This window comes from Pseudomonas sp. B21-015 (assembly GCF_024749285.1).
In the GTDB taxonomy this organism is placed as follows: Bacteria; Pseudomonadota; Gammaproteobacteria; order Pseudomonadales; family Pseudomonadaceae; genus Aquipseudomonas.
On record NZ_CP087196.1, the window covers coordinates 6,432,786 to 6,458,820 of the forward strand.

Genomic DNA, 26,035 nt, shown 5'->3' on the forward strand with positions numbered 1-26,035 from the left:
AATCCGATGATGCTAATGGCCGAATCATCACTAGCCAGGATAACCTGCACGGCCAGAGCGAAACCCTCACCTACGACGCCGCCGCCAACCTGCTGGACGGCCCACCACCCGCTGGCGCCGGCCGACTGATCGAACGCAGCGCTAAACGGGACTTGCAGCACTTCGGTTACGACGCTGAGAGCCGGTTGATTGAGGTGCGCAGTGGAAACGGCAGCGTGCTCAGGATGACCTACGACCCACTGGGCCGGCGCATTGAAAAACCGAGCACGCCCCCCACGGCTACCCACTCGGCGAAACCCGTTTGACCTAGGACGGCCTGCCCGAGCAACTCACCGAAGCCGACGGCCACAACGTCTGGCAGGCGACTTATCGGGTGTGGGGCAACACGTTAGAAGAGGTGCGCGAGCCGTACTACATTGAAGAGCAGAACCTGAGGTTTCAGGGGCAGTACCTGGACCGGGAGACGGGACTGCACTTCAGTACGTTCAGGTTTTATGATCCGGATGTGGGGCGGTTTAAGACGCCGGATCCGATTGGGTTGGCGGGGGACTAAATGCTTACGGTTATGCCTCCGATCCGCACAGTTATATCGACCCACTGGGTTTAAAATGCTCTCATTTTGCTAAAAGCCCTAAGCAAGCCCATGCTGCGATCAAAAGCAAATGGGGGCACAGCATGTCAAAACAGGAAATGAGAGAGCTGCAAAGCACCATTAACCGAACTAAATTAAGGTAGCCTCGCTACTCCAACGACGGCACGCCTTTCAGTAACACCCACACAATCGGCAACCCCAACAGCCAAAGACTGAACACAGGAAGCGGGCCCTATCACGAATGGACGGTTAAAACGCCTAATGTAGGAACCAATGGCGCTCGGCGCATCGTCGTCGACAAAAAAACAGGCCAAGCTTATTACCCTCACGATCACTATGATTCATTCATAGAAATAAACCTTGGAGGATGGAAATAATGAACATAAAAGCAACGATTGAGCTGGATTTTTCTGAAATAAAAGATACCGAGCAACTGTATGAAGCCCTAGCAGAAAAATTCGGCTTCCCTGATAGTTATGGCAAGAATGTCGATGCCGTAATTGACTGTTTATTTGGCTTGCGGTATCCAGAAGAAGGAATGACCAAAGTAAGAGTAGATCCTTCTGAAAAAATAATTATCCTAACGAAAAACATTACCTCCGCCCAACAAAATTTACGAGAGACGCTTATCTTCATTGTTGAATTTGTTAACTACAAGTGCAAATTTAAAGAAACACCCTCCTCAATCCTTTTGCTCCTTGAGCGCTAGCCCTGAAAATAAACAGAATCATTACACCAGAAAATATCCATATTCGTCGGTCTCATGACGCAACGGTGCGACTTCAAATTCAATCGCTCCCTTGGGATTAGTGATGCTTGAAACACATTCTCAGATGACGGGCACCAGGTTATTAGGCAAACTGAATAGCACCATCACATCGTTTCGTGTCGAGAAAAATGTGCGAAAGGCAAGTGGAAAACCTTAAAAAATGGACATATTCAATCTACTTTCATACAAGCTTGAAAATTTCCTGAACATCCGGCCGTACCCAACGAAGCTGGGCGCTGTTTTTTACGAAGAAGACGAGCTCGCCTTCTCGTCCTAAAAATTAGGTACCCCTATGCCACTCGATTTTATGGCTTCAGAAAGTCAAAAAAACATCAATGAAAAAACCTCCGTATTTTCTCTGAGTGAAAACGCACACGATATTCTGCTGAGCATCGCAAAACCCAAAAAAGACTTCCCGAAAATACATAAATTTTCCGATTACTACTCCGACACCAGCATTCTTTTTGGCGAAATAAAATCTCTAATAGTTGAAATTGAAAAAATAATGAAAACTGGCAAACCAAATTCAATCGAGCTGAATGACTTTATAAAATTCCTAAATAATACCTACGATGAAAATTTGAATTTGTACATTTATTGCGATTAAACCCATTTTTCTATACGAGGACGAAGGCTACGAACCCCGGCCCCGTGTCGACGGCACCCGCATCAGCGGCCTCCCGGAACAACTCACCGAAGCGGAGGGCCACAACGTCTGGCAGGCGAGTTATCGGGTGTGGGGCAACATGCTAGAAGAGGTGCGCGAGCCGTATTACATTGAAGAGCAAAACCTGAGGTTTCAGGGGCAGTACCTGGACCGGGAGATGGGGCTGCATTTCAATATGTTCAGGTTTTATGATCCGGATGTGGGGCGGTTTACCACGCCGGATCCGATTGGGTTGGCGGGAGGGCTGAATTTTTACAGTTATGCCCCACCCACCCTGACCTGGATAGATCCGCTTGGGCTATACAATGGTGAAGGATCTCGCGACCTAGGGAAATATCATGTGTTCCATGAGCACTCACTGAACGCGTCCGAATACAAAATGACTGACGCAGAGCACTTTAGCCGCGCAAATGAATCTGTTTACAAACGAATGCAAACAGATCCGGACTTTAAACGTCAAATGCAGACTAAATACCCTGGCGCTGTAGAGCTTGTGCAGCCACGGCCGAATGGGACGTTCAGAGGAACATCCCCAGCCAATATGACTTGGCATCATGGAAACAAACCAGGCTCATTACAGCTAGCCGACTTCAATGATCATAAAACGTATCATAAAATCTACCACCCTGATGGTAAAGGCGGTCGAAATAAATGGGGCGGCGGTACGAAATATCGAAAACAAGGAGTACTTATGATAACCATTAATGGCTTTGACGAACTTCTGCAAAAACGTAATGACCTACCCAATGCCGGCTGGTTATATGTGGATACTGATTTTGATTTGGAGTCAGAAAACGACATCCTAAATAGAAAATATTACCTTGCAGAAAATGACGACGAAGAAATGGAGTTCGATGACGAATACGGAACATTCCTTGAGTCTCCGATACTCAAAGCGATCATTGAAAATAAAATAGAACATCATCCGAACTCCAGCAAAGAAGAACTACTGAAAGCAGTTACTTATTATTTGGAAAACGATGACTTTCTAGACTAGATTAGAAAAAGAGCCGGAAGAGCTAAACAACGTCCGGCTCTACTTTTTAGCGAAAACCATAACATGCATGTTTGGATAAAAAACGGGAATAAGTTTTTCTACCGAGAGACCGGGCTGCACTACAACACGTTCCGGCTTTATGATCCGGGGGCGAACACAAAATCTGGATTCGAGTCGGGTTTAAATAAATTCAACTTGGAGCTCAACGGCGGAAAGGTTTTCCCATTAGCAAAGTAGGAGATGCCCCATGAAGGACTTTTTACACGCACGACTCAACGAATATAAGGATAAATATTCAGAGCTTATATCGTCTGTGGAGAAAAACTACAAAACGACAATCTGGGGCATGGGGATCATGCCTTCCTATTCGCCGGCCCCCTATATGTCGGAACTCCAGGGATGTAAGCCTGGGCATTTTTTTAAAAAAAAATCTGAGCCAGCCAAAAACAGACAACGTTATTTCTTAAATGAGGATAACAAAATAATAGGCGAGTTAAAATTTGCGAAATACGTAACAATTAAAAAACAATGGATTGTTTATAGACGGTTTTTTTTGCATGAGGCCGATCAAACCCTTGAACTTACATTCGGCAGTGAGCTAAACGGCAACCTAGAGGCCAACCTTGACTCGGTTTCCCTTATTAAGTTTCTGAATGACAAACCTATAGGGCATTACTGTTTGAACAATACAGGAGAATACTTCGAAACTCTTTATAAATACAATGCCGATAAAATCACTTCGATTACTGAAAAAATATGGCGAAGCACCTTCACGGAAAGATTTTATGAGATCAATCACGCAGATGATTCCCTAACCATTTTTGAAATACTTACGGACAATAGCAAACTGAAAATTTATCCTGAGGAATGTTTGACGAGATCAAACTCTTGACGAGCAAGCACTTACCCACACTTGAATACTCAGAGCATTCGAGAGGCGGTCGTACTCTACGAGTATTTATTACCGTCCAAGATTACGGTTCCATCCAGCCCAACATTCACGAAAACGATTATTGGACAGTGTACAAAGCCAATAAATCTGGAGAAAATATTGTATTTGGCAGAATTGGACATGGCGACTTCAAAAATTACGACCTAATAAAAGACTCTCCAGTCTATGTTAATGGCACGTTAATGAATGGTGGAACTTAAATATGATTGACTTTGCAGCAGACATCAAATCCAAGCACTCAGCAGCAAACGTACTATTAGGGGAAAACATTTCCAGCCATATCGATGAGTTATATAGAAAACATAACGTAAAAATAAAAAATTATAATCTACCAGACGGGAAAACAAGGATGGCCTATGTGGTAAACGACACCATCACCATAGCAACCCTTTCTGACGGAGAAATATACTCAATCGGCTGTAATGTACATTACCAAGGACTTTACAGAGGTGTGCTTTCTACAGGGATGTCTTTTGGCCAAGTAAAAAAACTTACAAAGCGTCAACGCATTTTTAATGGCTCAATAATTATCGATGATGACTTCGGATTTTCCTATGTATTACCCACCCCTTATGACGAGATAGCCGATAGCATTGAGGATATACCTCTAGAACTGATTTTAAATGAAATTTATATTTCTGACTTCTCCTCCTGGCTTAGTAGCTCGTGTTAATCGAACCAGTATGAAAAACAACTATCGACTGGAAAAACTCAAAGTGCTTGAATTGGCTCCGAATGAAAGCAGAGAAGCTATCTATTCAATGATGTTACAACCAACGCTTTCAGGGGATTACATTCAAGCACTCGACTCACTTAGAGATCTAAGGCCTCACATGACTTCAGATTACTATTATGTGGCACACAAACTGATCGCTTACAAAGGTAAAAAAATAATTTTCAAGGGAAAATTATATAAGGCAGAAAGAAACGATCTCTTGAGTTTTCTTGACGGCGCCGTGACTTCAGGCGATCTGCGCGAGTTATTAATCTCTCCAGTTCAGGCACATCCAAGCAGAAAAATAATATAAATTTCAGAAGATGCAATTCATTTGTATGCGGCAGAATAATACTAAGTACCAGCTAGTTTTTTAAAGCGAACACAGCAATGAATCTGAATATGTTCACCCTACAAGAAAGCGACTCGGCCATTTTGCCAGAGAATGTCCGTATTCGTTGGTTAAGCCACCCCATTACGCAGATATTTATGGCGTTGCTGCCAAAGATAGACATCAACGGAAGCAGTAAAATAGTCGTGAAATTGGGTCCGAGGGGCGAGGAGGATTTATTTGATAATGTGCTAGGCGTGACTAATATTTTTATTGAAGATTTCGATTTCAAAGGTTTTTTGTCACTAGACCGCTTCACTCAGAATACCAAGCTGTTAGACGAGTTAGGCAACGCGCTTATTACCATCGCCACAAAAAAAGTCGAAAATAAAGAAGTCATCAGTGTAATAAATTCCACTCGCAACGCGGTGAAAAAGACTCAATTTCAATTAACAACTCAAATTAAAAAACTCTCGAAAATCAGTAAAGACAAAAAACAAAAAATCAATGTTTTTAGACTTTTAAGCCCTGAAGTTGGCGAGAGCTGGTATTGCGAAACAACTAACTCACAGAATTCGACGGAGAAGAAAATTTGGATGAACGACATCCCAAGCTTTATTGACAGGAGTGATTATTTTAAAAGCGCAGAAATAAAAGACAATATTTATTTTGTTAAGAACCGTTTAGGCAAGATTGTTTTCGAAATGCCGTTGTCGTGATCAAATGGACAGAAGGGTAAATTCTTCTGAAAATACGAATAAACCATTCTGGCAGGGTCAATTCGCGCACGAAAGCTGCGTATTCAGTGAATAATGCGCAGCGCGAACGTCGTTACTGAAGTTGAAGATTCGATCTCCGACTGGAGGGTTCGCAACGTCATTCGACCTAGGCAGAGATCCTGATGAGCAAATATTTATCGGCACTCGAAATCGACTCCCCTACGGAGCGCCTCCAGGCTCACAGCGTTCGGGAGGCAGCCGTACTCTACGTTTATCTCCTTGCTACTAAGTGCAAGCTACCTGCTGGCGGCATTTCCAAAGTAGTTCTTCAGCCAGCTCCAGTCGAAGCAGAGAAAACGCTTCTGGATGTTTGCACCTACTCTCATCCGTTCAAGCACCTCGATAAGCTACCTGCGGACGCTACGGACAGCGCCATTCGCCAGTCGCTAATCGAGGACATTAACGAAGCGCTTTTGTCGCTGGCGGCGCTCAAAGGGTGGGATAACGACCCGATACATAGGCTCCAAGCTGAGATCATCAAACGTGACTATCGGTTCTCAGGCACCTCGGGACGCTCACTAAAAAACCCGTCCAAAACGCTCAAAGCAACGGTTGCTTGGCGCACGGATCAATACATCAAAATCGGCGTCCTGGTGCAGGGTTCAAAAAACACGCCTGAAGCATTTTTCACAGCCACGCGAATCAGCGTCGCGCGGGGTCTTTTTGAGTCGTTGCTAGGTCCTGTTGAATGGGTGAACGATCAAACCGTTCGGCTATTCCAGGTAAACAAACGCGATTATTGGGAGATTGATACCACATCCAAAACGGTGGAATTTCACTTTGCCCGAGCCGAATCCGGTGATGCCCACGGTCAATATGACATGGCGAAAATGTACCTTGATGGATGGATAGTCGAGCAGGACTTTGAACGAGCCAGGCGGTGGCGACCACCAATCCGATTACTGGAAGGTATACAGGAATGGCGAGGTTCAGGGTCGTATAGGAGCCAAGCGTGTTGAAAAGTACGAGAAAATTGTGAACAGCCCTGTTTTCGTAGACAGCGTCTTAATGAATGCACCAAAGTAGAGTTAGCAATGGATATCACCAAGATAATAGTGCCAAAAAAGTCCATCGGCGGAATATGCATAGGCGAAAATGTAGAGAAGATTGAAGCACGTATCTCAGGTCGATATAAGATCCACAAGGAAGTTAACTCACTCACAATAGACGATGGGCTTATCGGAGCCTATCACGGTACTGACGGAATTATTTCTTCCATTTCCTGCAATCGATCTTTTACCGGAAATTACCAGAATAAGCTTTGGGCTGGAATGACGGTAGCCGACGTTCTTAGGCACTCCAAAGAGCAAGTAGCATGGTCCGGCTTCGTGCAAATAGATAAAATCAGCGGCATTGGCCTTTCATTGCCCGAAGAACATGATGATTTCGAGTCCTTAGCTGATTATCTTGGACTTGACTTCGTATTCGATGAACTCTGGGTATATAATTTCTAGTGTTTACTCAGAGCAACTCAACTTAGTTAGAAATTTTAGACTGCTGATAAACGCCACCTAATACCAGGCTCACACTAACCACACTATTCTTGAGTAGTTTGAAAATTATTTACAATGAATATAAAATCCAAAATGTGACCATTCAACGTAAGACCGCCAAGGGACTGGGAGGCCTATGGCGTGAACTCACGCAAGACCGCACTAGGAGAGGTCAATCACTGGGGGGTTGATCTGTCCAAACGGGTACTGGTCAGCAAAAAATTGCAGCTCAACAACGTCCTGGATTTGACCCGAGCCGATGTGCGCAAACAATTAGGCGCCTCCCTTAAAAGCATTACCGGCGATAAATGCACCCAAACCCATCAGATTGGCGTCTGGTCGAAAGCCAATGGTTATGATGGAATTCGGGCGCCGTCGACGCGAAACCCGACCGGTAGTAACTTAATATCATTTGCAGGTTTTTAGAATGGGACTGGAAGACGAATACACCGGCGATGCCGATTGGCAGGATTTCGTGGATTTGTATAACAAAGTCTATCTCGACGACGACGCCTGCATGCTGGCGAAAGCCTTGGATGGCAACCTCGATATGGCGGTCGTCCTCAACGGTAAAAGAGGGCTTGAGGAAGGGTTGTGGTGGATCGAACAGAAAGTGCCCGCCCTCGGTAACAAACGACCGGCCGATTGCCTCAAGAATCCGAAGCTGATCAAACGCCTGAGAATGGCGCTGATGAGTATGCCGTAACCGACAAGGAGAAAGGTGCAATGGAAGGCATACAATTGCGCAACGATTGCGCGGCGGTCAGACGCTTGCGTCGGATAAACATCCCGCATGTCTGACGCGCTCTGGGCCGCCCGACTGGGTGATGCACTCAACCATACCTCGATGATGGCCGACATTCTTGGCGGCGTGCTAGAGGTGGCGGCCAACATCGCGATCACCTTCGTCACCGGGGGGTTGGGTTGCTTCGTGCTCGGCTTGGTGGTGGGCACGATCGTGGGCCTCGCCATGAGCAAGAGCGGGGTCGACAAGGGCTTGAGTAACCTGTGCGAGAGTTTCAGCAACGCGCTGTTTCCGCCCACGGTGCAGGCGAACATTCTCACCGGCTCCACCAACACCCTCACCAACAACATCCCTGCTGCCCGCGCCGCCGGGGCGATCCCGTCCCATGTCGCGCCGGCCGGTACCGAACTGGAAATACCCGAGCCGGAAGCCGAGCCCACTTACCTGGACATGGCCGAAAGCTTCTTCTCCCAGATGTGGCGCCCTACTGTCGCCACCCCGGCGCCCGGCGCCGTGCCCAAGCCGCTGGACCTGCTCGTCTGCATGAAGCATCCGCCGATGCCGCCGCAGTTCATGGCCGAGGGCTCGGACAAGGTCACCATCAACGGTCAGCCCGCCGTGCGCAGCGGCGAGCGCAGCACCTGCGACGCCAAGGTGGTGGGCTCCGGGCTGATCTCCTCCAACGTGACCATTGGCGGCGGTTCGGTGGTGGTGCGCGAGATCCGCACCGGCAAGACCCCGGGCGTGGGGCTGGCGGTCCCGGCGTTGCTGGCACAGCAACAGGTTTCATCACTACAAAGCAGCCCTCGCAAGAAGACTGTTTCAGGAAGAATACGAACCAAATCCAGTACCGGTCGACTTTGCTGACAAGAGGCTTTCATGTTCTATACCCTTGCATTCAAGAAAGACAAAGACTGCCCCACCTTCATTGATGGCGTTATTCATGAGTCGTACAGCCCTGGCGCCTATGACGATGCGATGGATGCCGACTGGCACGACGCGGGCCCCGACGAAGCTCTCGCTCCCCTCCCGAAAAAACTGGTGCTGATTACCAAGGACAAGCGCTATGACTTTGACTTTCGCACAGCCTTTGAGTGGGCATATTGTCAGTGAGCGCTTCCTGAAAGCCTTCCAGCCCCTCAAGACTTCCCGATGGGAGATCGCAGAACTGGAGATCGTCAACCCGAAGGGCGTTTCGGTCGCACAGCGCCAATATTTTTTCATGCGCCAGCAACGAATAGACAAGGAGCCTGTGGACGTGATCGATCAGACACTGTCGAAGATTAATTTTCGAGCGAGCGGCGAAATCAAAAATATCATCAGCCTGACAATCAAAGAAAATATCAGTACAGATTTTTTTAGTATCGATGAAATTACTTTACTTGGATTCGTATTTCTTTCGCCTCACGCCGCCACTGCACTTAAAGAACTAAATCTGGTAGGTGCAGAAGTGGTCGATACGGAGAAGGTCGGCTCAATCGATAGAGCCTAGGTCCCACTCAGCATGCAGGTGATTACCCTTTTCAAGATCCAGCTAACCGAAACCGAACCAATCGATTTACTCAAGGGTAACTGAATTGATCCCCTATGAAAAAGTGGATCAGAACGGTGACGGTTCTATTAAAGCTGAGATTAATGATGATCGAGAATACATTTTCGAATAACGAGGCGGCCACAATGGTCCGTATCGACATCACAGGTTAGAACATGAATAAACTCATAGATGCACTCAACACCGGTAAACGGCGAGGCTACGAGGAAAGTCGCTTGATCGAGAGGGGGGCGTTTCTATTCCAGTACGCCATAAAAAAACAAGACAATATTTATTACACATATTATTTTTCAATCGACGAATCTCGCATGGACTTACTTGAAGATGATGAAAATGAAGAAATCGAAGAATTTTCAACTTTAGACGCCGCCTTGGACTATTTGAGAGATAAAGGTGCTGCGTTAGAAAAATTCGCAGCAATAAAAAACTCCTTGCCCTTCTAAAAACAAGCAAAGGCTAGCCTGACCAAGGCCGAGGGCTCTAGAGCCGACGCATCGTAGAAACCGAGCAGGATGTCGATCGAGGTTTATAGATGAAAAAGATAGCTCAAACCGTGGACCTATTAATCTCCCACAGCCAGATTCAATTCCGCTCACGGGACTTCGACGAAATCTCATGCCAGTGGGGCAGGGTTAACCTGGAGCAGGGTGCGATCATTCATAGCGACTATGTTGTGTTTGACCCTCTACCCGAAGACGCTTTCGGGGCAAACGTGCACCTGAAACTGGAAGACCGCTTCAACCTCGACCCCACCGCCCAGCGCTGCATCGTCGTGCCGTTTCATGTCTCGGACCCCGGTCGTGTGGAAATTGCATCCGCTGCTGAAAAATTCAAGGTCGAGCTTGATCTAGAGAAACGCGACTATGCGTTGTACTTCGAGGTTTGTGAGGGTGAAGAAATATTTTACAAAATCACTCTGGTCCCATCAGACAGCAAAGTTCCAGCCAAGTACCTGCTGGACGATCCTTGGGGCGGCGAGAAAGACAGGGTACTGGTAGGGGGACTTCGTTAGAAGTTCATCTCTGCGTCCAACAAAAATGGGCACCTGATCCAGTCGGTGTGCCCATTTTTCCAGCTCGCGCTCATGTTCCCTCGCCATCCGATCAGTCGAATCCATCGCGTCTTTACCTATGACACCCGCGGTCAGTTGCTCGCCGAACAAAGCGCGACCGGCACCCTGCCCTCCCACTACGACGAACTCGTCAACCTGATCCAGACCCAACTGCCCGACGGCTGCTGGCTCAATCGCCTGTACTACGAAAGCTATGATCAGGCTGGCGCGGACAGAATGAAGAAAGGCCTGGTTACTGATGGCTTTGATATACATCATAAAAAGCCGATTTTCAGGGGAGGCAACAATCGTCAAAGCCATCTTGTTCCCATGGACAAGGCCTACCATAAAACCAATAGCAAGACCCTACATTGGTATCCTGAAGGGGAAAATCCATATGGACTCAATTAAAAGTACACAGTGCCAAGTCTGCAAGGAAATCTTTGAACTGAATGCGCAGCAGCAAAGTTTCGTCTTGCCCCTGGTCGAAAATGGTCAACGTTTCATAATGATAGAGTGCCCCTGCTGCGGCTCCTCTACGCAATGCGTCAAGACTGCGGATAGTGCTCAGAATCAGAATCAAGACATACATTATCGATGCCCTATTACTCAATGCGCAGGATGGGTAGATTTGATTGACACCCATTCGCCGCCATTCTGGGGATGCGGTGAATGCGGCAGCGTTTGGTATGAAGAGAGTAATTTCCAAAAAGAAATTACCGAAATTATCGCCCGTCATCCTTACAGAGGAGGTAGCTATGAGAAAATCAATGGCAAATGGCTGCCTGCCACCTTAAGCTCAGAGCCTGTAAATTACGAAGAACTCGTCAAGAAAGAACCGCCTGATGAAAACGATGAGTTGGTACGAGACTGATTGACTAGTCGATGGTCGTAAAAGAGTAGGACCTGAAGTTTCAGAGGCAGTACCTGGACCGGGAGACTGGGCTGCCTTTCAATACGTGATCCGGATGTGGGATGGTTTACAAAGTCGGATCCTATTGGGTTGATGGGAGGATTAAACCTCTATCAATATGGACATAACCGATGGGTGGACCCATGGGGTTGGGGTTGGGGTTGTGTCCAGTTCAAAACGCTGGAAAAAGGCGACGCTAACGGTGCAAAGCTCCTGCATGAGACGTAGTGAGATCAAGGTATTGGAAGAGTCGACACGAAGCCTCGAAAACTTCAGGCGGCGTGAACGACCCCCGAAACTTACGGGAAGTCACACGAGAACAACATGCCGAACTTGATAATTTCAGACATCTAGGAGCTAAGTAATGACTGCTATAGAAATTGTGAAGCAATTTGTCGAAGCATCCATTTCGCCAAAAGAATTCGAAGCGGAAATTTATGCCAACTCATCAATTGAAGAGTTACTAAGAATCGAGAAAAATTTACCAGCTTACGTGGCAGAGTCAGACCTATACACATACGCCATCAGTCAAAACTATGAAAACCTTGAATCCATATATAACACCCAAACTCTTCTATCTGACTTTCTAAACAAGAAAAACATACCCCACAAGATCAAAAAAAAATATAAAGAGCTATTTAACCTAACGCTGAAAGTTCAGCCAAAATGGTTGTCCCTACCATCAGATTATCTATCCAGCCTCATTGAAGACAAAAAATCACTTAGCACCAAAGAGCTGCAGCTATGGTTAAAGGGAAAAATAAAAAGTGATTTTCGTTCTCTGAAGACACCACCTAAATGGCTCCAAAACCCCGAATGGCCTATACAAGATGGAAAACCAATGTTTTTTTTGGGGCAACTCGATATTAGTGGTTTAAGCCATGATAACTCGCAGGCTTATTTGTTTTTTGATGAAAACAAGAAAACTTTTCATACGGTCACGCAATCTTGCTGATCAGCATTGATATTGAAAAATGTCGAGCTAGACCATCCTTGGCGCCGTGCTGGCGGCGTAATTTCACATTAAGTACCCTTGGGATTAGTGATGATTGAAAACACATTCTCAGATGACGAAGCGGCCATTACCTCAGTGGATCTGGACCATCTGGAGTCCGCTATCGGAAGGAAGCCTACTTTTCGCGAACGACTGGGGCGGCAACTTCTTTTGCCCGAATCTTGATTCGGGGTCCATCAGTGATTTCACGACTGATAGCTTTGATAGCGATCTTAGCCCTGAAGAGAATCAGGCCCAATCTGAAAAACATGTCTGCTCTAATTTCATCCGGCTTGTTCAAGGACTGACTAATGAACAATATATATATGAAGAGTAAGCGTCTGAATGGCATTTGGATCGATCTCGTGCTGGACGACAGCAAAGTTCTGCTCGGGGGTTTTGCGGGGGGCGAAAAATGAACATGAGCACGTTACAAAAGGCATTGATAGAGCTGCACCGTATCCATAAGAAATTCCTGTTGGACGGCAAATTCGAAAAGAATGGCCAAGTCAACGCCACATGGCCGCAAACGCTTGAGCGCTCTGTCGAAACTGATTTTTTCTATGACAACTACGAGCCTGTGGGTGTAGAGATGGAGACAGGTTTGACTCCGATACGTTTTTTTGACCTGAACACCATTGAAGATGACCAAGCGGGCTACAAATGGGATGGCAATTCAAACAAGTCGCAGCTCAACCCACGCTGGCCAGCCAGTTTTGTAGTATTTATGGATGATATCGGAGGCGGTAAACCTGTCATCGCCGTTACCGACACTGAGGGTACGCCTGTATTTGCCAGCTATGACGTGGCTTTGCCTTTCAAAATTGCCGACTCATTGGCTGATTTCTTTTTTGCTTTTGCCAAATTGATTGAGGTTGTCCACGGCGAATTCGAAATTTTTGAGATCTATAACGATGATGACGAACTTTCCAGCAAGTTCGTAGAATTACTCACAAGGGAAGTCAGCCCCCTACTTGGGGAAGAAAACTTCGAACGGTTTTTTGATTATTTTTATGGTTAATCTTCAGGTCATGGATCTGACCCGGCCAGTGAGCGCGGAAGATGGAACAACTGGAAGACGAATACCTCGGCGATGCCGACTGGCAAGTGCTTGTGCGGTTATTCGAAGAGGACTATCTCGACGACAACGCCCGCACCCTGGCGAAACAACTGGATGGCAACCTCGACATGGCGGTCATCCTCTACGGTAAAAGAGGGCTCAAGGAAGGATTGTGGTGGATCGAACAACAAGTGCCCGCCCTGGATAGCATACGGCCGGCCGATTGCCTCAAGGATCCGAAGCTGATCAAACGCCTTAGAGCCGCGCTGATGCGCATGCCGTAACCAACAAGGAGAACAGTGCAATGGAAGGCATCGAATTGCGCAACAAACGCAACGATTGCGCGGTGGCCAGACGCTTGCGGCGGATGAACACCCTGCATGTCTGACACGCTCTGGGCCGCCCGGCTGGGCGACGCACTCAACCACACCTCGATGATGGCCGACATTCTTGGCGGCGTGCTGGAGGCGGCGGCCAATATTGCGATCACCGTGGTGGCGACAACTGCAGCGGTCGCGGCCATGGGCATCACCGTCGTCACCGGCGGGCTCGGTTGCTTCCTGCCCGGCGTGGTGGTCGGTACCATCGTCGGCCTCGCCATGAGCAAGACCGGGGCCGGCAAGGGCTTGAGTAACCGGTGCGAGAGTTTCAGCAACGCCCTCTTCCCGCCCACGGTGCAGGGCGCACATTCTCACCTCACCAATAACATTCCCGCCGCACGAGCCGCCGGAGCGATCCCGTCCCATGTCGCGCATTCAAAATTAAAGGTTGTTCATGATGCACAGAGATAATTTTGTCGATGGGATGGTTTTCCAAGATGATGATGACCTGGTTGAAACGGTTATTTTCAACATGCGTAGTTGGGTCGAAGTCATCCGAGGAATTATTGTTCACTATGCCAACAGGACCGAAGCGGAAGCCGATTCGCTTATGGCTGCTGCGCCTGTAATAAACAAGCCTGTCAGTAACTACATGGCTGTCATTTCAAGGAGCCACGAACTGGAGTACCACTGGGCCATGTTGATAGCCTATGGAAAACAATATTGGTCCACCCAGGGAATCAGCCAAGAACCTCCCGAAGACTACCTTGAATGGGAAACCAATTACCGGACCGAACATAATCTGGCACAAGAAAGCTTTGTATTCAGTGAGTAGTGAGCGCACGGGGACCTTACCGCAGTGGTCGCTTACCTACGCGACAATGCCAAACACACTAGACGGCCCTCGATAACGCCGGCCGCCTTGCAAAGGCATTTCGAGTACGACCCCACCGCCAACCTGCTGGACGGCCGGTGCCTATTACGACTAGGAAATTCAAACATGATCTTAGGTTGGAAAGCCCCTACTTACTACAGCGAACAGCTGATCGGCTCGTATGACATCGAAAGCGGTTCCTATGAAACCGCCGACTCCAACTTTGACTACCTGTCATTGTTGGCGGGAAAACCCTACCCATTGAATATGGACAAGCCAAAGGTTTATTTTTCGTGTAAGAAAAATAAACTGCTTGCGTATGACTGCCTATGGCTACTAGGGGGAGTTCCACTAGTCACTGAGCGACTGGCAGATTTTCTCACCCATCGATCTGCTCAGGACATCCAGCTCATTCAGCCTGCTGTCGTCATTGCAGACGGGGAAGAGGTCGACGAAACTTTTTTCATTGTGAATGCCATCAATACCGTCAACGCGATCGACAAAGGGCAATCTGTCGCCGAACGGGACGATGATGGATCGATTATGTATTTCACTAAAACCTGGTTCCTGGACAATGCTGCAGGAATGTGCGGGATTGCTCGTGAGCCACAGTCGGGAGACCTGCTGATCTCTCAGCAGTTGGCCGATTCTATGATCGAGAAAAAATTCGAAAGCTACAAAGGCTTGGGTTTCTATATCGCCAACCGCACGTTTGTCCCTTATAAAAATCAAGCCTAGGCTTCTGGCCCCCATGATGGTCGACATTTTTGGGGCATGCTGGAAGTGGCGGCCAACGTCGCCCTACAAACTGATACCGCCCCCTTGAGATGAGTCATGATCGAAAACACATTCTCAGATGACGAAGCAACCATTACTCCAGTGGATCTGGACCATCTGGAGTCCGCTATCGGAAAGAAACTACCGCCCCCTTTTCGAGACCATTACCTCAAGTACAACGGCGGTATGCCGGAACGGACATATTGGCTCAGCGAAGATTTTGACGAGCCACTGGAAGTGGCCGCCTTCAAGCCGATTGCCCATGGCTCCCCCTCGCTGCTGTCCACTTACCAATCCATGCTGAAGAAACAGGTTATTCCTGCGCACCTCCTACCTTTCGCGAACGACTGGGGCGGCAATTTCTTTTGCCTGAATCTTGAATCGGGCTCCATCAGTTATTTCACGACTGATAGCTTTGATAGCGATCTGAGCCCTGAAGAGAATCAGAGCCGATCTGAAAAACATGTTTGCTCAAATTTTATCCGATTTGTTCAAGGACTGATTAATGAGGAGGATATAGACGAGGAGTAAGCGAACCAGTGTGGATAACATACGTCCAGTCGATGCCTCAAGTATCCGAAGCAGATCAAACGCCTGAAGGTTGCGCTGATGCGCGTACCGTAATCAACAGGGAGAAAGGGGGCAATGGAAGGCGTCGAAATACGCAACCGGCGCAACGATTGCGTCGCATCCAGCCCCTTGCGGCGGATGAACCCCGCGCACGTCTGACGCGCTCTGGGCCGCCCGGCTGGACGATGCACTCAACCACTCCTCAATGATGGTCGACATCCTCGGCGGCGTGCTGGAGGTGGCAGCCAATATCGCGAAGGGCGGCAACTTCTATATCTGAGTCTTGATTCGGGTCCATCAATCGCCATACGGGCGGGACTTGGTGAAAGTTATAAAAACTACCGGGCAATGGTAAAGCAGGCTTCACAGGAGAAAACATGAGCGGGTTGACGGATTTTCACGTTTTCTGGGGTGCTGCGATGGAGATTGCAGAAAAGCAATCCGCGTCGATGGAGGCCGAAGGTGCAGAAGATTTTGCACGGGGCCTTTACGACGAATACGTTAAGCAAGGCGCCCCCAAAAATAAAAAGAAATGGCTAACAGAACGTCTGGAAAATGAGTTCCTGTATTTGAAGGAAAAACCTGTATGGGTGGGAGGACCAACCTGGTTGTATCATCAGGGCCGACCCATGGTTTTCTTACATCAATTTTTAATTTCACCTTCGGCACAGCACATAAAAGAAAAAATTTCACTTGGCGACACCATCTACGTGTTTGGTTCAAAACATATTCTTAAAAGATCGCCAGAGGATAGTTGGACGGTCATTTATCGAACGGCCGTTCAAGCCTTAGAAGGGGAAACTGCAGTAGAATTCCTAGAGTAGGCTGTTAGTAATCTGACGCCACTTATAGCGATCAAAGTGTCAAAAGGACGCCTACCATAAATGCAGAGTTATCATATGAAAGACTTAGCCGATGAAAATCCCGAACTGGCAGACGAGATAATGGCCATTATGGCCTCGGGCAATGAGCTCGATGAGCAAAACAAAAAAAATGAAGGCCAGGCCTTGTACCAAAAAGCATGGGACTTGCTTCCTGAACCAAAACTTGAATGGACACCTTTGTCGTCATGGGTCACAGGTTCTTTTTTCAACCTGCACTTCGACAACGGTGACTTCGAGGCCGCTAAAGACTGGGCACAAAAGACCCTGGATGGCCGAGAGTCAGATATCGATACAGGTCCGTTGATCAACTTGGGAATGGTCTACTTTGAACTGGAAGATTATTCACAGGCTTATAAATACTTTGACGATGTTTATAGCTTCGGTAAGGCGCGAGCCTTTCAAGAAAGACCAAAAAAATATCTGAAGTTCTATTTAGAGAAAAAAGCCTGAGCAAGGCCGGGGACTCTAGGATCAACGTGTCGGAGAAACCAAGCAGGATACCGATCGAGGTTTATGGATGAAAAAGACAGCTCAAGTTATGGACCTATTAATCTCCCACAGCCAGATTCAATTCCGCTCACGGCCCTTCGACGAAGCCTCAAGCCAATGGGGCGAGGTTAATTTGGAGCAGGGTGCGATCATTCATAGCGATTACGTTGTGTTTGCCCCCCTACCCGAAGACGCTTTCGGTGCAAACATGCACCTGAAACTGGAAGACAGCTTCCACCTCGACCCCAGCACCCAGCACCCAGCACCCAGCACCCAGCACCCAGCGCTGCATCGTCGTGCCGTTTCATGTCACAGATCCCAGTCATGTGGAAATTGCATCCGTTGCTGAAAACTTCAAGGTCGAGCTTGATCTAGAGAAACGCGACTATGCGTTGTACTTCGAGGTTTGCGAGGGTGAAGAAATCTCTTACAAAACCACTCTGGTCCCATCAGACAGCAGAGTTCTAGCCAAGTACCTGCTGGACGATCCTTGGGGTGGCGAGAAAGACAAGGTACTGGTAGAGGGACTTTGTTAGACGTTCATCTCTGCGTCCAACAAAAATGGGCACCTGATCCAGTCGGTGTGCTCATTTTTCCAGCTCGCGCTCATCATGTTCCCTCGCCATCCGGTCAGTCGAGTCCATCGCTTCTTTATCTACGACGCCCTCGGTCAGTTGCTGCCGAACACAGTGCGGCCAGCAGCCTGCACCACCATTACGACGAACTCGGCAACCTGATTCAGCCCCCCCAATCCTGATCAAAAATGGTTTTCCAATCGATCCCACGCCAATGCCTGACAGTGCTTGTTTAAAAGCCTTGTAGGTAACGCCGTGAAAGCTACAACACCTTGCGTCGTTGCCTACGGCTACGCCAGAATCCGCCGGCTTGTGCGCTTTGGGGTCGGTCGGTAACTTGACTCGTGTCACTGATCGTCAGTGGTCGGGTTTAGTCGCCCGCTGGTAATTGAAGTTGTACAAGCGTCCGTCAGACAGGTACTTGCTACCTGCATTTTGATGGTGGCTGTGCGTAGGGCACCTTTGGGTGCGCCGGCTTCTTCAATTCCCCGGTCCGACTAACCTGCGTACAGCTGCCACCCCTTCGTTTAGTCGGCGAAGTGGTGTCAGCATCACTCAAGGAATTGAAGGTCATGTTCAAGGTCACACCTAACCCACCGGACACCGATCCGGTCTCCCCATACGAAAGCCCCGATTCAAAAAAACTCAACGACGCCGCCGAACGCGCCCTCGACCATCACTTCCCGCCAGCCGAACCAAAGCCACCGAAACGCAAAGGCCAACTCTTCAGCGTCTGCCCGGGCATCAACACTGAAGCCCTCCTCGCCAATGCCTCGGAAGATATCTTGTCCATCAGCGCCATCGCCGCCGACCTCGCCGACGACGTGGACGGTTCACGCCGCTCCGTAGCCCTGTCGCTCAGCCGCCTGGCCGACGGGGTGCATTTGTTGGTGGAGCGAGCGCTGGATCACCTGAATGAGCCGGAAATAGCAGCGATTCTCGCCAGGAAACAAAGCCGAGTCAGTTGATCCACCAGGAAAGAAAGTACTCCGCCCCCCATAAAAAATGGTTCTTCCCGGAAAACCGTGAAGAACCTTTTTATTGGTGCGCCAGGCATGGCGAATAGCGCCGTCACTGGCGCTGTTTGGCTCACTGTGGTGGTGAGTTGGATGACTTGGAGGTAGAAGCCCTTTACACACCCGGCAAGAGGAGGTGTTAGCCAGAGGCAAGGGTGTCGCGGGTGACTGCGAATCTGAAGGAAACGCGAGACAAAATGCTGGCCTGACGAACAGGAGGCGGTAGCGGAGGGAAGATACCCGTTACTGGCTGCATCCTTGCAGCCAGTAACGAAGGGCTGTTACTACACATTATTCAATGGGGCTTGCGATCAACGTCGCAGTGAATCAGGCGGGATATCTCGATCATATCCACAACGGTTTTTTCATCGACCTCAAACCCGCTGCCTGAAAGCCCTGTATCGCTATTATTTGAGCGTGACGTCTAGCATCGGCGGGATATAGCCGTAGTCGTACTCGGCCACCACGAACGTCTGCTGCCCTTTTATCTTCATGCCCACCGTCGGTGCCTCAGTGCCGCCGATACGAATCTGCGTGCCGGTTGCGTCGGTCGGTACGCTGTCGATAAAGGAGGTCACCAGGCCGTTGGGCATCACATAGTGCGAGTAGGTCTGGAACGGCTGAGAGGACGGGTTGCCCAGCACCAGGCCGGAACCGTTCAACGGCACGTAAGGGCCGAACAGCGAATCCGCGACAAAACCGTACACCCCATCCGGCCCGGTCACACCGTCAGCATAGGTGAACGTATGGCTGATGGTGAACAGGTAGTACTTGCCGTCCTGGAACACGAAGTGCGGGCGTTCCGTCTGGTCGTTGACCCCCACGGCGGTCAGCAGCGGCGGTAGCATTTCCCAGTCGTCGCCGTCCGCGTCACGGGCCACGGCGATGCCGACACAGGCAGTCTGAAAACGCGAGTTGCCGACGTTCTCATAACCCGGCGGCACATCGCCAATTTCCGCTTCGCCCACCTTGTGCGAGCCGCGCTCGCCGGCCACGTTGCCCTCGAACAGCATATACAGCTTGCCGTCCTTCGGGTCGCGGAATGGCCATGGATCACGGAAGCCCCAAAAGGAGTTCTGTGCTTCGGTCTGGTACATCTTGCCGTCGGCCTCGAACAGCGGCTTGACCTTCTCGAAGCCGACCATGCTGACGCCATGTTCGGTGGTCACCACCCGGCCCCGCACCTTGACGATGCTCGCGCCCGGGGTGACAGCGGTGTAATACAGGTCCACCTCACCCTGGTCGTTCAACAGGATCGGCGTACCGGCCCATTCGCGAGCGGTCGGCGAAACCCCTTCAGCCATCACACGGCCACCGAGTTTCCAGTCCTTGCCGGTACGAGAAAACCAGTAGTACATCTTTGCCCGACCGTGGCGGTCGTTCCAGTCGCGGATGACGTTGTAGTTGCCGTTCTCGTCGATGTACTCCGGGTCGTTTGGATGACGATCGGCAGTCAGGGTGAAGATCACCGACCAGCCATCGACGGACGTCACGTTACCGTCCAAGTCGCGCAGCGGCATGGTGTCCCAGATGAACACTTCGTTGCTCAATACCGGGAAATCCGCGCTGACCAGCGGCTGAGTGGTGGTGGGATCGTCCGCACGGACTTTCAACGCATCAGCGCGGGTCCAGAGGCTGGATTGATGGGGCGTTTTGCCGAATTTTTCAGTGTTGCTTTTCATAGGGTGATACCTCGTCCATGAATGAATTCGAATAAATATTCGATCAAAAAAAATACTGTATATACATACAGCAAATTAACCTTAAGGGACTCGATCTTGCGGGTCAAGAAAAAATGCATTTGTGCATAATTTGATATTTTTCTGAAGCTGATACGTTTCAGCTTGCGAGGTTTCTAGAAGTTTATTCTCGACCAGTTCGGCGACGTTACTTGCAAAAGAAGTGCTTTGAACCGCTGGTCGGTCGAGGGTGCGCGTCATTGATGCAACGGGCGGAAGCAGGCCTGGGTGGATCAGTCAACTGAGTCGGCGCATCCTGCGCAAAGCCCAGCACAAGGCCGTGAAGAACCAAAAAAAATGGGCACCCAACCTCGTTGGCGTGCCCATTTTTGATCTCGCTCACCCGCCAGGCGGGTAGTCGGTGCGTGTTACGGATTAACGCTGTCTTTCAACGACTTGCCTGGCTTGAAGGCGACGGTGTTGCTGGCCTTGATTTTGACTGGCTCACCGGTTTGCGGGTTCTTGCCGGTACGGGCACCGCGATGGCGTTGCAGGAAGGTCCCGAAGCCCACCAGCGTGACGCTATCCTTGCGATGCAGAGCGCCGGTGATTTCTTCGAGAACGGCGTTGAGAACGCGGTTGGCCTGTTCTTTGGTGAGATCTGCTTTTTCCGCGATTGCAGCGGCGAGTTCTGGTTTACGCATTAGTGAAGCCCCTTTGACGGTTTTTTGTTGTTATGTCCGTGCTGTTCTCGTTGGAACAGCGCCCAAGGCGCCGCAGGTGCTCTACTCTGCGGCAGACGGGAATGAGGATGGCATGCGCGCAGGAGCGGCGCCAGTCTCCCCGCGACCTTTGTAGGGGCAAAAACGGGGTGATTCCGACAGAACGACCGCTATTTAGGCCAACAGGGCCGGAAGCTCTTTGTTCAGGGCGAGTTTTTCCATCACCGCCGCGCCTGTCAGGGCGTAGCCCAGCAATTTGCCGGCGCTGTCACGGCACAGCACCTTGATGTCCGTGCCTTGCCCTTCGACCGTCCACACGCCTTCCGCACCCCGTGGCGGCGGCGAAACCACCAATGGGCAAATCGGGGTTTTCACGGTGATCGGCATCGGGCCATAGCTCACCGTCGTAGGGTTTCCGACGAGGGTCTGAGCCAGCGCTCTCGCACAACTCATGAGGGGCATGACGTACAACAGATTCAGCCCATCGACCTCGGCGCAGTCGCCCAGGGCGTAGATGTTGGCGTGAGAGGTTTTCAGCTGACGGTCGACCACCACGCCGCGATTGACCTGCACACCGGCAGCAGCGGCCAGGTCGATGCGCGGACGCAGACCGATGGCCGACACCACTACATCGCACGGGATGACTTGGCCGTCGGACAGATGCGCTTCCAGGCCGTCAGCCACTCGCTGCAAGCGATTGAGCACCGGCCCGAGGTGGAAGCGCGCCCCCAGGCTTTCCAGGCCGGCCTGGACCGCAGCGGCCGCCGCCGGGTGGAGCAAGGTCGGCATGACCTGTTCGCAGGGGGCAACCAGTTGCACCTCGTAGCCACCGAGAATCAGGTCGTTGGCGAATTCGCAGCCGATCAAACCGGCGCCCAGCAGCAATACCCGACGCTTGCCGGCCGCGGCCGCGCGAAAGCGTGCGTAGTCTTCAAGGTCGTTGATCGGGAAAACGGCGTCCGCCGCATCACCTTCGATCGGCACTCGCACGGTTTCCGCGCCCCAAGCCAGGATCAGGTCACGGTAGATCACCGATTCTTCGCCGATCCACAGGCGCTTGTGGCCTGGGTCGATGCCGCTTATGCGCGTGTGGGTGCGCACTTCAGCCTTCAATTGCTCGGCCATGGCACCCGGTTCGGCCATGCTCAGGCCATCGGCGTCTTTATTCTTGCCGAAGCCGGCGGAGAGCATCGGCTTGGAGTAGGAGCGTCCGTCATCTGCGGTAATCAACAGCAGCGGGGTTTCGCCATCGAGTTTGCGAAACTCCCGGGCCAGGTTGTAGCCAGCCAGCCCAGTGCCGACGATCACGACAGGTGCGTTCATTCCTTGTTGCTCCTTTGATTCTTAGTTGATTTCAATCATTTCGAAATCCATTTTGCCCACGCCGCAGTCCGGGCACAGCCAGTCTTCCGGCACGTCCTGCCACAGCGTACCCGGCGCAATGCCTTCATCGGGCCAACCGTCGGCTTCGTTATAGATCAGGCCGCAGACCACACATTGCCACTTTTTCATTCAGGTACTTCCTCAGATTCAGGCTTTTGCCGGCGCGAACGGTCGATGAGTGAAGCGCTGCCGTCCGGCTCAGGGCGTTTTGTACTGATCGGGGCCGGCAGATGCAAGCCTGTTCGGCGCAACGGCAGGCCGGATCAATCAAAATCGCCGTCTGACATGGTAAGCTCGCCGCCTCATTTGCTGCCAATAATGACTCACTGTGCCGCACTCAAAAGCCCCCTCCCCGACGCCGCTCTGGCTTCCACAAAGCCAACTGACGCCCCTCCCCGACACGTCTACGCTCGATTGGCTGTTCGATGAAGGGTCGCTGACCCGGCGCTTGATCCGCCTGTCGAATGACGGTTTCAGCGTCACGCCGCTGTTCGAAGGCTGGCAACCGCTGCGCGCCGACGAATGTGCCGCACTGGAGCTGGCCGAGGGCAGCGAAGGCTGGGTGCGCGAGGTGTATTTGCGCGGTAACGGCGACGCCTGGGTATTCGCCCGCAGCGTGGCGGCGCGTAGCGCGTTGCAAGGCGACGGCTTGCATATGGACGAGCTGGGCAGCCGCTCCCTGGGTGAATTGCTGTTTTGCGATCAGGCGTTTCAGCGCCGGGCCATCGAGGTTTGTCACTATCCTCAAGCATGGTTGCCGGTGGAGGCTCAGGCGCCTGAACTGTGGGGCCGGCGCTCGCGTTTCGACCGTGGCGCGTTAAGCGTGCTGGTGGCCGAGATCTTCCTGCCGACCTTGTGGCACGCCACCCGCGCCCATCCGGAGAACTGCTGATGTACCAGAGCCTGCTCAAGTCCCTGAACCGCTTGAATCCACGGGCCTGGGATTTCATTCAGCTGACCCGCATGGACAAGCCGATCGGCATTTATCTGCTGCTATGGCCGACGTTGTGGGCATTGTGGATTGCCGGTGAAGGTTCGCCGTCATTGGCCAATATTGTGATTTTCGTGCTCGGCGTGGTGCTGACCCGTGCTGGCGGTTGCGTGATCAACGATTGGGCGGACCGCAAGGTCGATGGCCATGTAAAACGCACCGAGCAACGGCCACTGGTGAGCGGCAAGATCAGTTCAAAAGAAGCCCTGGTGTTCTTCGCGGTGCTGATGGGCGTGAGTTTCTTGCTGGTGCTGTGCACCAACGCGGCGACTGTCTGGCTGTCGCTGGGTGGTTTGGCCTTGGCTTTCACTTACCCGTTCATGAAGCGCTACACCTATTACCCGCAAGTGGTGTTGGGCGCGGCGTTCTCCTGGGGTATGCCAATGGCGTTCACTGCCGAGACCGGTGAGCTTCCAGCCTCAGCGTGGTTGCTGTGGATCGCCAATTTGTTGTGGACGGTTGGCTACGACACCTATTACGCGATGACTGATCGCGACGACGACTTGAAAATCGGGGTGAAATCCACCGCGATTCTGTTTGGCGATGCCGACAGGGCGATCATCGTGACCCTGCAAGGCCTGGCGTTGGGTTGCCTGCTGCTGGCGGGTTCGAAATTCCATCTCGGCGGCTGGTTCCACCTTGGGTTGCTGGTGGCGGCGGGCTGTTTTGCGTGGGAGTTCTGGTACACCCGCAGCAAGGACCGGATGCGCTGCTTCCAGGCGTTTTTGCATAACCATTGGGCGGGGTTGGCGATTTTCGTGGGGATTGTGCTGGATTACGCGTTGCGCTGACTGCGATTGAACTATAGCAGCTGCCGCAGGCTGCGTTCGGCTGCGCAGCCGAACGCAGGCTTCGCCAGCTGCTACAGGCTCCCCGTGACCAAGTCCGAGGAGCGGATTACACGGGTCAGTGCTTCGGCATGTGCCACATATCTTTGTAACCTTCGCCGTTCTTATCGCCAGGCTTCATGTCCATTTTGTAGGTGTACATCGGCTTGCCGTCATAAGCCCACTGCATCATGCCGTCATCACGCTTGATGATCGTCCATTCACCTTCGGCCTTGGCACCCGCTGGAGCCATCATCGGTGGCCACATCTTGGCGCAATCGGCATTACACATCGACTTACCGCCAGTGTCCTTGTCGAACGTGTAAACGGTCATACCCTTGTGGTCGACCATCACGCCGTCTTTCATCATGGCCGGTTCGGCGGCAAAGGCCACGGACGGCAACGTTAGCGCAGCCGTGACCAGCAGGGCCTTCCAGGATTGAGCAATGTGATTCATGGAAACCTTCCTCTTGTGGTTGTCAGGATTCGGACTTGAGAGCTTAGTTCAGGATCGCGACAATCGCAGGGCGGCTAAAATACTGTCACACGACTGCAATAATTCCGTTATCTAATGCGGCGCAAGACAGTTAAATGACAAGAGGATTAAGGCATGGTTGGCAGGAGCATTCTGATCGTCGACGACGAAGCGCCCATTCGCGAAATGATCGCTGTTGCGTTGGAGATGGCCGGCTACGACTGCCTGGAGGCGGAGAACTCGCAGCAGGCCCATGCCATTATCGTCGACCGTAAACCGGACCTGATTTTGCTCGACTGGATGCTGCCCGGCACCTCCGGCATCGAGCTGGCCCGCCGCCTCAAGCGCGATGAACTGACCGGTGATATCCCGATCATCATGCTTACCGCCAAGGGCGAAGAGGACAACAAGATCCAGGGCCTGGAAGTCGGCGCTGACGACTACATCACCAAACCGTTTTCCCCCCGTGAGCTGGTTGCGCGCCTCAAAGCCGTGCTGCGACGCGCTGGCCCGACCGATGGCGAAGCGCCGATCGAAGTCGGCGGCCTGTTGCTGGACCCGATCAGCCACCGCGTGACCATTGACGGCAAACCCGCCGAGATGGGCCCGACCGAGTACCGTCTGTTGCAGTTTTTCATGACCCACCAGGAGCGCGCGTACACCCGTGGCCAATTGCTGGATCAGGTCTGGGGCGGCAATGTCTACGTTGAAGAGCGCACCGTCGACGTGCACATCCGTCGCCTGCGCAAAGCCCTCGGCGATGCTTACGAAAACCTGGTACAAACCGTGCGCGGCACCGGCTACCGGTTCTCCACCAAGGCCTGAGCCGACCGCCAGACTTGC

36 protein-coding genes and 6 pseudogenes are annotated in these 26,035 nt (G+C 51.1%); 36 read left to right on the forward strand and 6 right to left on the reverse strand.

Going from position 1 to position 26,035, the window contains the following annotated elements:
* Window positions 1-8 precede the first annotated feature (8 nt).
* The 19 genes and pseudogenes from LOY38_RS29390 to LOY38_RS29475 all read left to right on the forward strand — a co-directional run.
* A pseudogene (locus LOY38_RS29390) lies at window positions 9-612 on the forward strand (RHS repeat domain-containing protein); the annotation flags it as partial.
* A 168-nt stretch (window positions 613-780) separates the two neighbouring features.
* Window positions 781-969, forward strand: a complete 189-nt coding sequence (locus LOY38_RS30510) for a ribonuclease domain-containing protein (protein ID WP_408980650.1) — start codon at window positions 781-783, stop codon at window positions 967-969.
* The gene (locus tag LOY38_RS29395; RefSeq protein WP_258698208.1) at window positions 969-1,301 is read left to right on the forward strand and encodes a barstar family protein; all 333 of its coding nucleotides are present in this window, start codon (window positions 969-971) and stop codon (window positions 1,299-1,301) included. The genes LOY38_RS30510 and LOY38_RS29395 overlap by 1 nt, the downstream gene beginning before the upstream one ends.
* Before the next feature lie 671 nt (window positions 1,302-1,972).
* A pseudogene (locus LOY38_RS29400) lies at window positions 1,973-2,326 on the forward strand (RHS repeat-associated core domain-containing protein); the annotation flags it as partial.
* Window positions 2,327-2,560: 234 nt separating this feature from the next.
* Window positions 2,561-3,025 (forward strand): annotated as a pseudogene (locus LOY38_RS29405) (HNH endonuclease); the annotation flags it as partial.
* Between the two features lie 247 nt (window positions 3,026-3,272).
* Window positions 3,273-3,917 carry a hypothetical protein gene (locus LOY38_RS29410; RefSeq protein WP_258698209.1) on the forward strand — a complete coding sequence of 215 codons (645 nt, stop codon included), beginning with the start codon at window positions 3,273-3,275 and terminating at the stop codon, window positions 3,915-3,917.
* 262 nt (window positions 3,918-4,179) lie between these two features.
* Complete coding sequence (locus tag LOY38_RS29415) at window positions 4,180-4,650, forward strand: hypothetical protein (protein ID WP_258698210.1); 471 nt, start codon at window positions 4,180-4,182, stop codon at window positions 4,648-4,650.
* Between the two features lie 10 nt (window positions 4,651-4,660).
* A complete protein-coding gene (locus LOY38_RS29420; protein ID WP_258698211.1) occupies window positions 4,661-5,005 on the forward strand; it encodes a hypothetical protein in 345 nt (114 codons plus the stop codon).
* Between the two features lie 89 nt (window positions 5,006-5,094).
* Window positions 5,095-5,742: a hypothetical protein gene (locus LOY38_RS29425; RefSeq protein ID WP_258698212.1), complete on the forward strand. Its 648-nt coding sequence runs from the start codon at window positions 5,095-5,097 to the stop codon at window positions 5,740-5,742.
* 182 nt (window positions 5,743-5,924) lie between these two features.
* On the forward strand, window positions 5,925-6,761 hold the full coding sequence (locus LOY38_RS29430; RefSeq protein WP_258698213.1) for an SEL1-like repeat protein: 837 nt from the start codon (window positions 5,925-5,927) through the stop codon (window positions 6,759-6,761).
* Between the two features lie 75 nt (window positions 6,762-6,836).
* Entirely contained in the window at window positions 6,837-7,256 is a 420-nt protein-coding gene (locus tag LOY38_RS29435; RefSeq protein ID WP_258698214.1) for a hypothetical protein, read from the forward strand.
* A 180-nt stretch (window positions 7,257-7,436) separates the two neighbouring features.
* Entirely contained in the window at window positions 7,437-7,721 is a 285-nt protein-coding gene (locus LOY38_RS29440; protein ID WP_258698215.1) for an RES family NAD+ phosphorylase, read from the forward strand.
* Between the two features lies 1 nt (window position 7,722).
* Complete coding sequence (locus LOY38_RS29445; protein ID WP_258698216.1) at window positions 7,723-8,001, forward strand: hypothetical protein; 279 nt, start codon at window positions 7,723-7,725, stop codon at window positions 7,999-8,001.
* 87 nt (window positions 8,002-8,088) lie between these two features.
* Window positions 8,089-8,811, forward strand: a pseudogene (locus LOY38_RS29450) (PAAR domain-containing protein); the annotation flags it as partial.
* 108 nt (window positions 8,812-8,919) lie between these two features.
* Window positions 8,920-9,153 (forward strand): hypothetical protein, encoded by a 234-nt coding sequence (locus tag LOY38_RS29455; RefSeq protein WP_258698217.1) that lies wholly within the window; start codon window positions 8,920-8,922, stop codon window positions 9,151-9,153.
* Window positions 9,107-9,532, forward strand: coding sequence for an Imm43 family immunity protein (locus tag LOY38_RS29460; protein WP_258698218.1), 426 nt, complete (start codon window positions 9,107-9,109; stop codon window positions 9,530-9,532). Before LOY38_RS29455 ends, LOY38_RS29460 begins: the two co-directional genes overlap by 47 nt.
* A 215-nt stretch (window positions 9,533-9,747) precedes the next feature.
* Entirely contained in the window at window positions 9,748-10,035 is a 288-nt protein-coding gene (locus LOY38_RS29465) for a hypothetical protein (RefSeq protein WP_258698219.1), read from the forward strand.
* Between the two features lie 89 nt (window positions 10,036-10,124).
* A complete protein-coding gene (gene comJ / locus LOY38_RS29470) occupies window positions 10,125-10,604 on the forward strand; it encodes a competence protein ComJ (protein ID WP_258698220.1) in 480 nt (159 codons plus the stop codon).
* Between the two features lie 72 nt (window positions 10,605-10,676).
* Entirely contained in the window at window positions 10,677-11,054 is a 378-nt protein-coding gene (locus tag LOY38_RS29475; protein ID WP_258698221.1) for an HNH endonuclease signature motif containing protein, read from the forward strand.
* Here LOY38_RS29475 and LOY38_RS29480 read toward each other — a convergent pair.
* Window positions 11,047-11,235 (reverse strand): hypothetical protein, encoded by a 189-nt coding sequence (locus tag LOY38_RS29480; RefSeq protein WP_258698222.1) that lies wholly within the window; start codon window positions 11,233-11,235, stop codon window positions 11,047-11,049. The genes LOY38_RS29475 and LOY38_RS29480 overlap by 8 nt on opposite strands.
* Before the next feature lie 39 nt (window positions 11,236-11,274).
* Between LOY38_RS29480 and LOY38_RS29485 the strand changes: the two genes are divergently transcribed.
* The 14 genes and pseudogenes from LOY38_RS29485 (at window position 11,275) to LOY38_RS29545 (ending at window position 19,067) form a co-directional block, all read left to right on the forward strand.
* The gene (locus LOY38_RS29485) at window positions 11,275-11,517 is read left to right on the forward strand and encodes a hypothetical protein (protein WP_258698223.1); all 243 of its coding nucleotides are present in this window, start codon (window positions 11,275-11,277) and stop codon (window positions 11,515-11,517) included.
* 29 nt (window positions 11,518-11,546) lie between these two features.
* Window positions 11,547-11,709: pseudogene (locus tag LOY38_RS30515) on the forward strand (RHS repeat-associated core domain-containing protein); the annotation flags it as partial.
* Between the two features lie 211 nt (window positions 11,710-11,920).
* Complete coding sequence (locus LOY38_RS29490; protein ID WP_258698224.1) at window positions 11,921-12,511, forward strand: hypothetical protein; 591 nt, start codon at window positions 11,921-11,923, stop codon at window positions 12,509-12,511.
* Between the two features lie 460 nt (window positions 12,512-12,971).
* Window positions 12,972-13,571 (forward strand): hypothetical protein, encoded by a 600-nt coding sequence (locus LOY38_RS29495; RefSeq protein WP_258698225.1) that lies wholly within the window; start codon window positions 12,972-12,974, stop codon window positions 13,569-13,571.
* A 41-nt stretch (window positions 13,572-13,612) separates the two neighbouring features.
* Window positions 13,613-13,894: a hypothetical protein gene (locus LOY38_RS29500; RefSeq protein WP_258698226.1), complete on the forward strand. Its 282-nt coding sequence runs from the start codon at window positions 13,613-13,615 to the stop codon at window positions 13,892-13,894.
* A gap of 96 nt (window positions 13,895-13,990) precedes the next feature.
* Window positions 13,991-14,362 (forward strand): annotated as a pseudogene (locus tag LOY38_RS29505) (hypothetical protein); the annotation flags it as partial.
* A 22-nt stretch (window positions 14,363-14,384) separates the two neighbouring features.
* A complete protein-coding gene (locus LOY38_RS29510) occupies window positions 14,385-14,765 on the forward strand; it encodes a hypothetical protein (protein WP_258698228.1) in 381 nt (126 codons plus the stop codon).
* 165 nt (window positions 14,766-14,930) lie between these two features.
* Window positions 14,931-15,542 carry an imm11 family protein gene (locus LOY38_RS29515; RefSeq protein WP_258698229.1) on the forward strand — a complete coding sequence of 204 codons (612 nt, stop codon included), beginning with the start codon at window positions 14,931-14,933 and terminating at the stop codon, window positions 15,540-15,542.
* Window positions 15,543-15,638: 96 nt separating this feature from the next.
* Window positions 15,639-16,112: an SMI1/KNR4 family protein gene (locus tag LOY38_RS29520; RefSeq protein ID WP_258698230.1), complete on the forward strand. Its 474-nt coding sequence runs from the start codon at window positions 15,639-15,641 to the stop codon at window positions 16,110-16,112.
* 416 nt (window positions 16,113-16,528) lie between these two features.
* Entirely contained in the window at window positions 16,529-16,975 is a 447-nt protein-coding gene (locus LOY38_RS29525) for a hypothetical protein (RefSeq protein WP_258698231.1), read from the forward strand.
* 75 nt (window positions 16,976-17,050) lie between these two features.
* Window positions 17,051-17,485: a hypothetical protein gene (locus tag LOY38_RS29530; RefSeq protein ID WP_258698232.1), complete on the forward strand. Its 435-nt coding sequence runs from the start codon at window positions 17,051-17,053 to the stop codon at window positions 17,483-17,485.
* A gap of 88 nt (window positions 17,486-17,573) precedes the next feature.
* Window positions 17,574-17,873: a competence protein ComJ gene (comJ, locus tag LOY38_RS29535; protein WP_258700818.1), complete on the forward strand. Its 300-nt coding sequence runs from the start codon at window positions 17,574-17,576 to the stop codon at window positions 17,871-17,873.
* The gene (locus tag LOY38_RS29540; protein WP_258698233.1) at window positions 17,821-18,060 is read left to right on the forward strand and encodes a hypothetical protein; all 240 of its coding nucleotides are present in this window, start codon (window positions 17,821-17,823) and stop codon (window positions 18,058-18,060) included. The genes comJ (LOY38_RS29535) and LOY38_RS29540 overlap by 53 nt, the downstream gene beginning before the upstream one ends.
* A 611-nt stretch (window positions 18,061-18,671) precedes the next feature.
* On the forward strand, window positions 18,672-19,067 hold the full coding sequence (locus LOY38_RS29545; protein ID WP_258698234.1) for a DUF6124 family protein: 396 nt from the start codon (window positions 18,672-18,674) through the stop codon (window positions 19,065-19,067).
* Between the two features lie 455 nt (window positions 19,068-19,522).
* Here the strand turns inward: LOY38_RS29545 and LOY38_RS29550 are convergent, their stop codons facing one another.
* From LOY38_RS29550 to LOY38_RS29565, 4 genes are all read right to left on the reverse strand, one after another.
* Window positions 19,523-20,797: a glycoside hydrolase family 68 protein gene (locus LOY38_RS29550; protein WP_258698235.1), complete on the reverse strand. Its 1,275-nt coding sequence runs from the start codon at window positions 20,795-20,797 to the stop codon at window positions 19,523-19,525.
* A 425-nt stretch (window positions 20,798-21,222) separates the two neighbouring features.
* Window positions 21,223-21,498, reverse strand: coding sequence for an HU family DNA-binding protein (locus tag LOY38_RS29555; protein ID WP_003213368.1), 276 nt, complete (start codon window positions 21,496-21,498; stop codon window positions 21,223-21,225).
* A 192-nt stretch (window positions 21,499-21,690) separates the two neighbouring features.
* Window positions 21,691-22,839, reverse strand: coding sequence for an NAD(P)/FAD-dependent oxidoreductase (locus LOY38_RS29560; RefSeq protein ID WP_258698236.1), 1,149 nt, complete (start codon window positions 22,837-22,839; stop codon window positions 21,691-21,693).
* Window positions 22,840-22,860: 21 nt separating this feature from the next.
* Window positions 22,861-23,028, reverse strand: coding sequence for a rubredoxin (locus LOY38_RS29565; RefSeq protein WP_237885215.1), 168 nt, complete (start codon window positions 23,026-23,028; stop codon window positions 22,861-22,863).
* A gap of 199 nt (window positions 23,029-23,227) precedes the next feature.
* Between LOY38_RS29565 and LOY38_RS29570 the strand changes: the two genes are divergently transcribed.
* Both LOY38_RS29570 and ubiA read left to right on the forward strand, forming a co-directional pair.
* Entirely contained in the window at window positions 23,228-23,791 is a 564-nt protein-coding gene (locus LOY38_RS29570) for a chorismate lyase (RefSeq protein ID WP_258698237.1), read from the forward strand.
* Complete coding sequence (ubiA, locus tag LOY38_RS29575; RefSeq protein WP_258698238.1) at window positions 23,791-24,681, forward strand: 4-hydroxybenzoate octaprenyltransferase; 891 nt, start codon at window positions 23,791-23,793, stop codon at window positions 24,679-24,681. The genes LOY38_RS29570 and ubiA overlap by 1 nt, the downstream gene beginning before the upstream one ends.
* 115 nt (window positions 24,682-24,796) lie before the next feature.
* On the opposite strand, the gene LOY38_RS29580 is transcribed toward ubiA, so the two are convergent.
* Window positions 24,797-25,174 carry a hypothetical protein gene (locus LOY38_RS29580; RefSeq protein ID WP_258698239.1) on the reverse strand — a complete coding sequence of 126 codons (378 nt, stop codon included), beginning with the start codon at window positions 25,172-25,174 and terminating at the stop codon, window positions 24,797-24,799.
* Between the two features lie 153 nt (window positions 25,175-25,327).
* Between LOY38_RS29580 and phoB the strand changes: the two genes are divergently transcribed.
* The gene (gene phoB / locus LOY38_RS29585) at window positions 25,328-26,017 is read left to right on the forward strand and encodes a phosphate regulon transcriptional regulator PhoB (RefSeq protein ID WP_007896474.1); all 690 of its coding nucleotides are present in this window, start codon (window positions 25,328-25,330) and stop codon (window positions 26,015-26,017) included.
* Window positions 26,018-26,035: the final 18 nt, after the last annotated feature.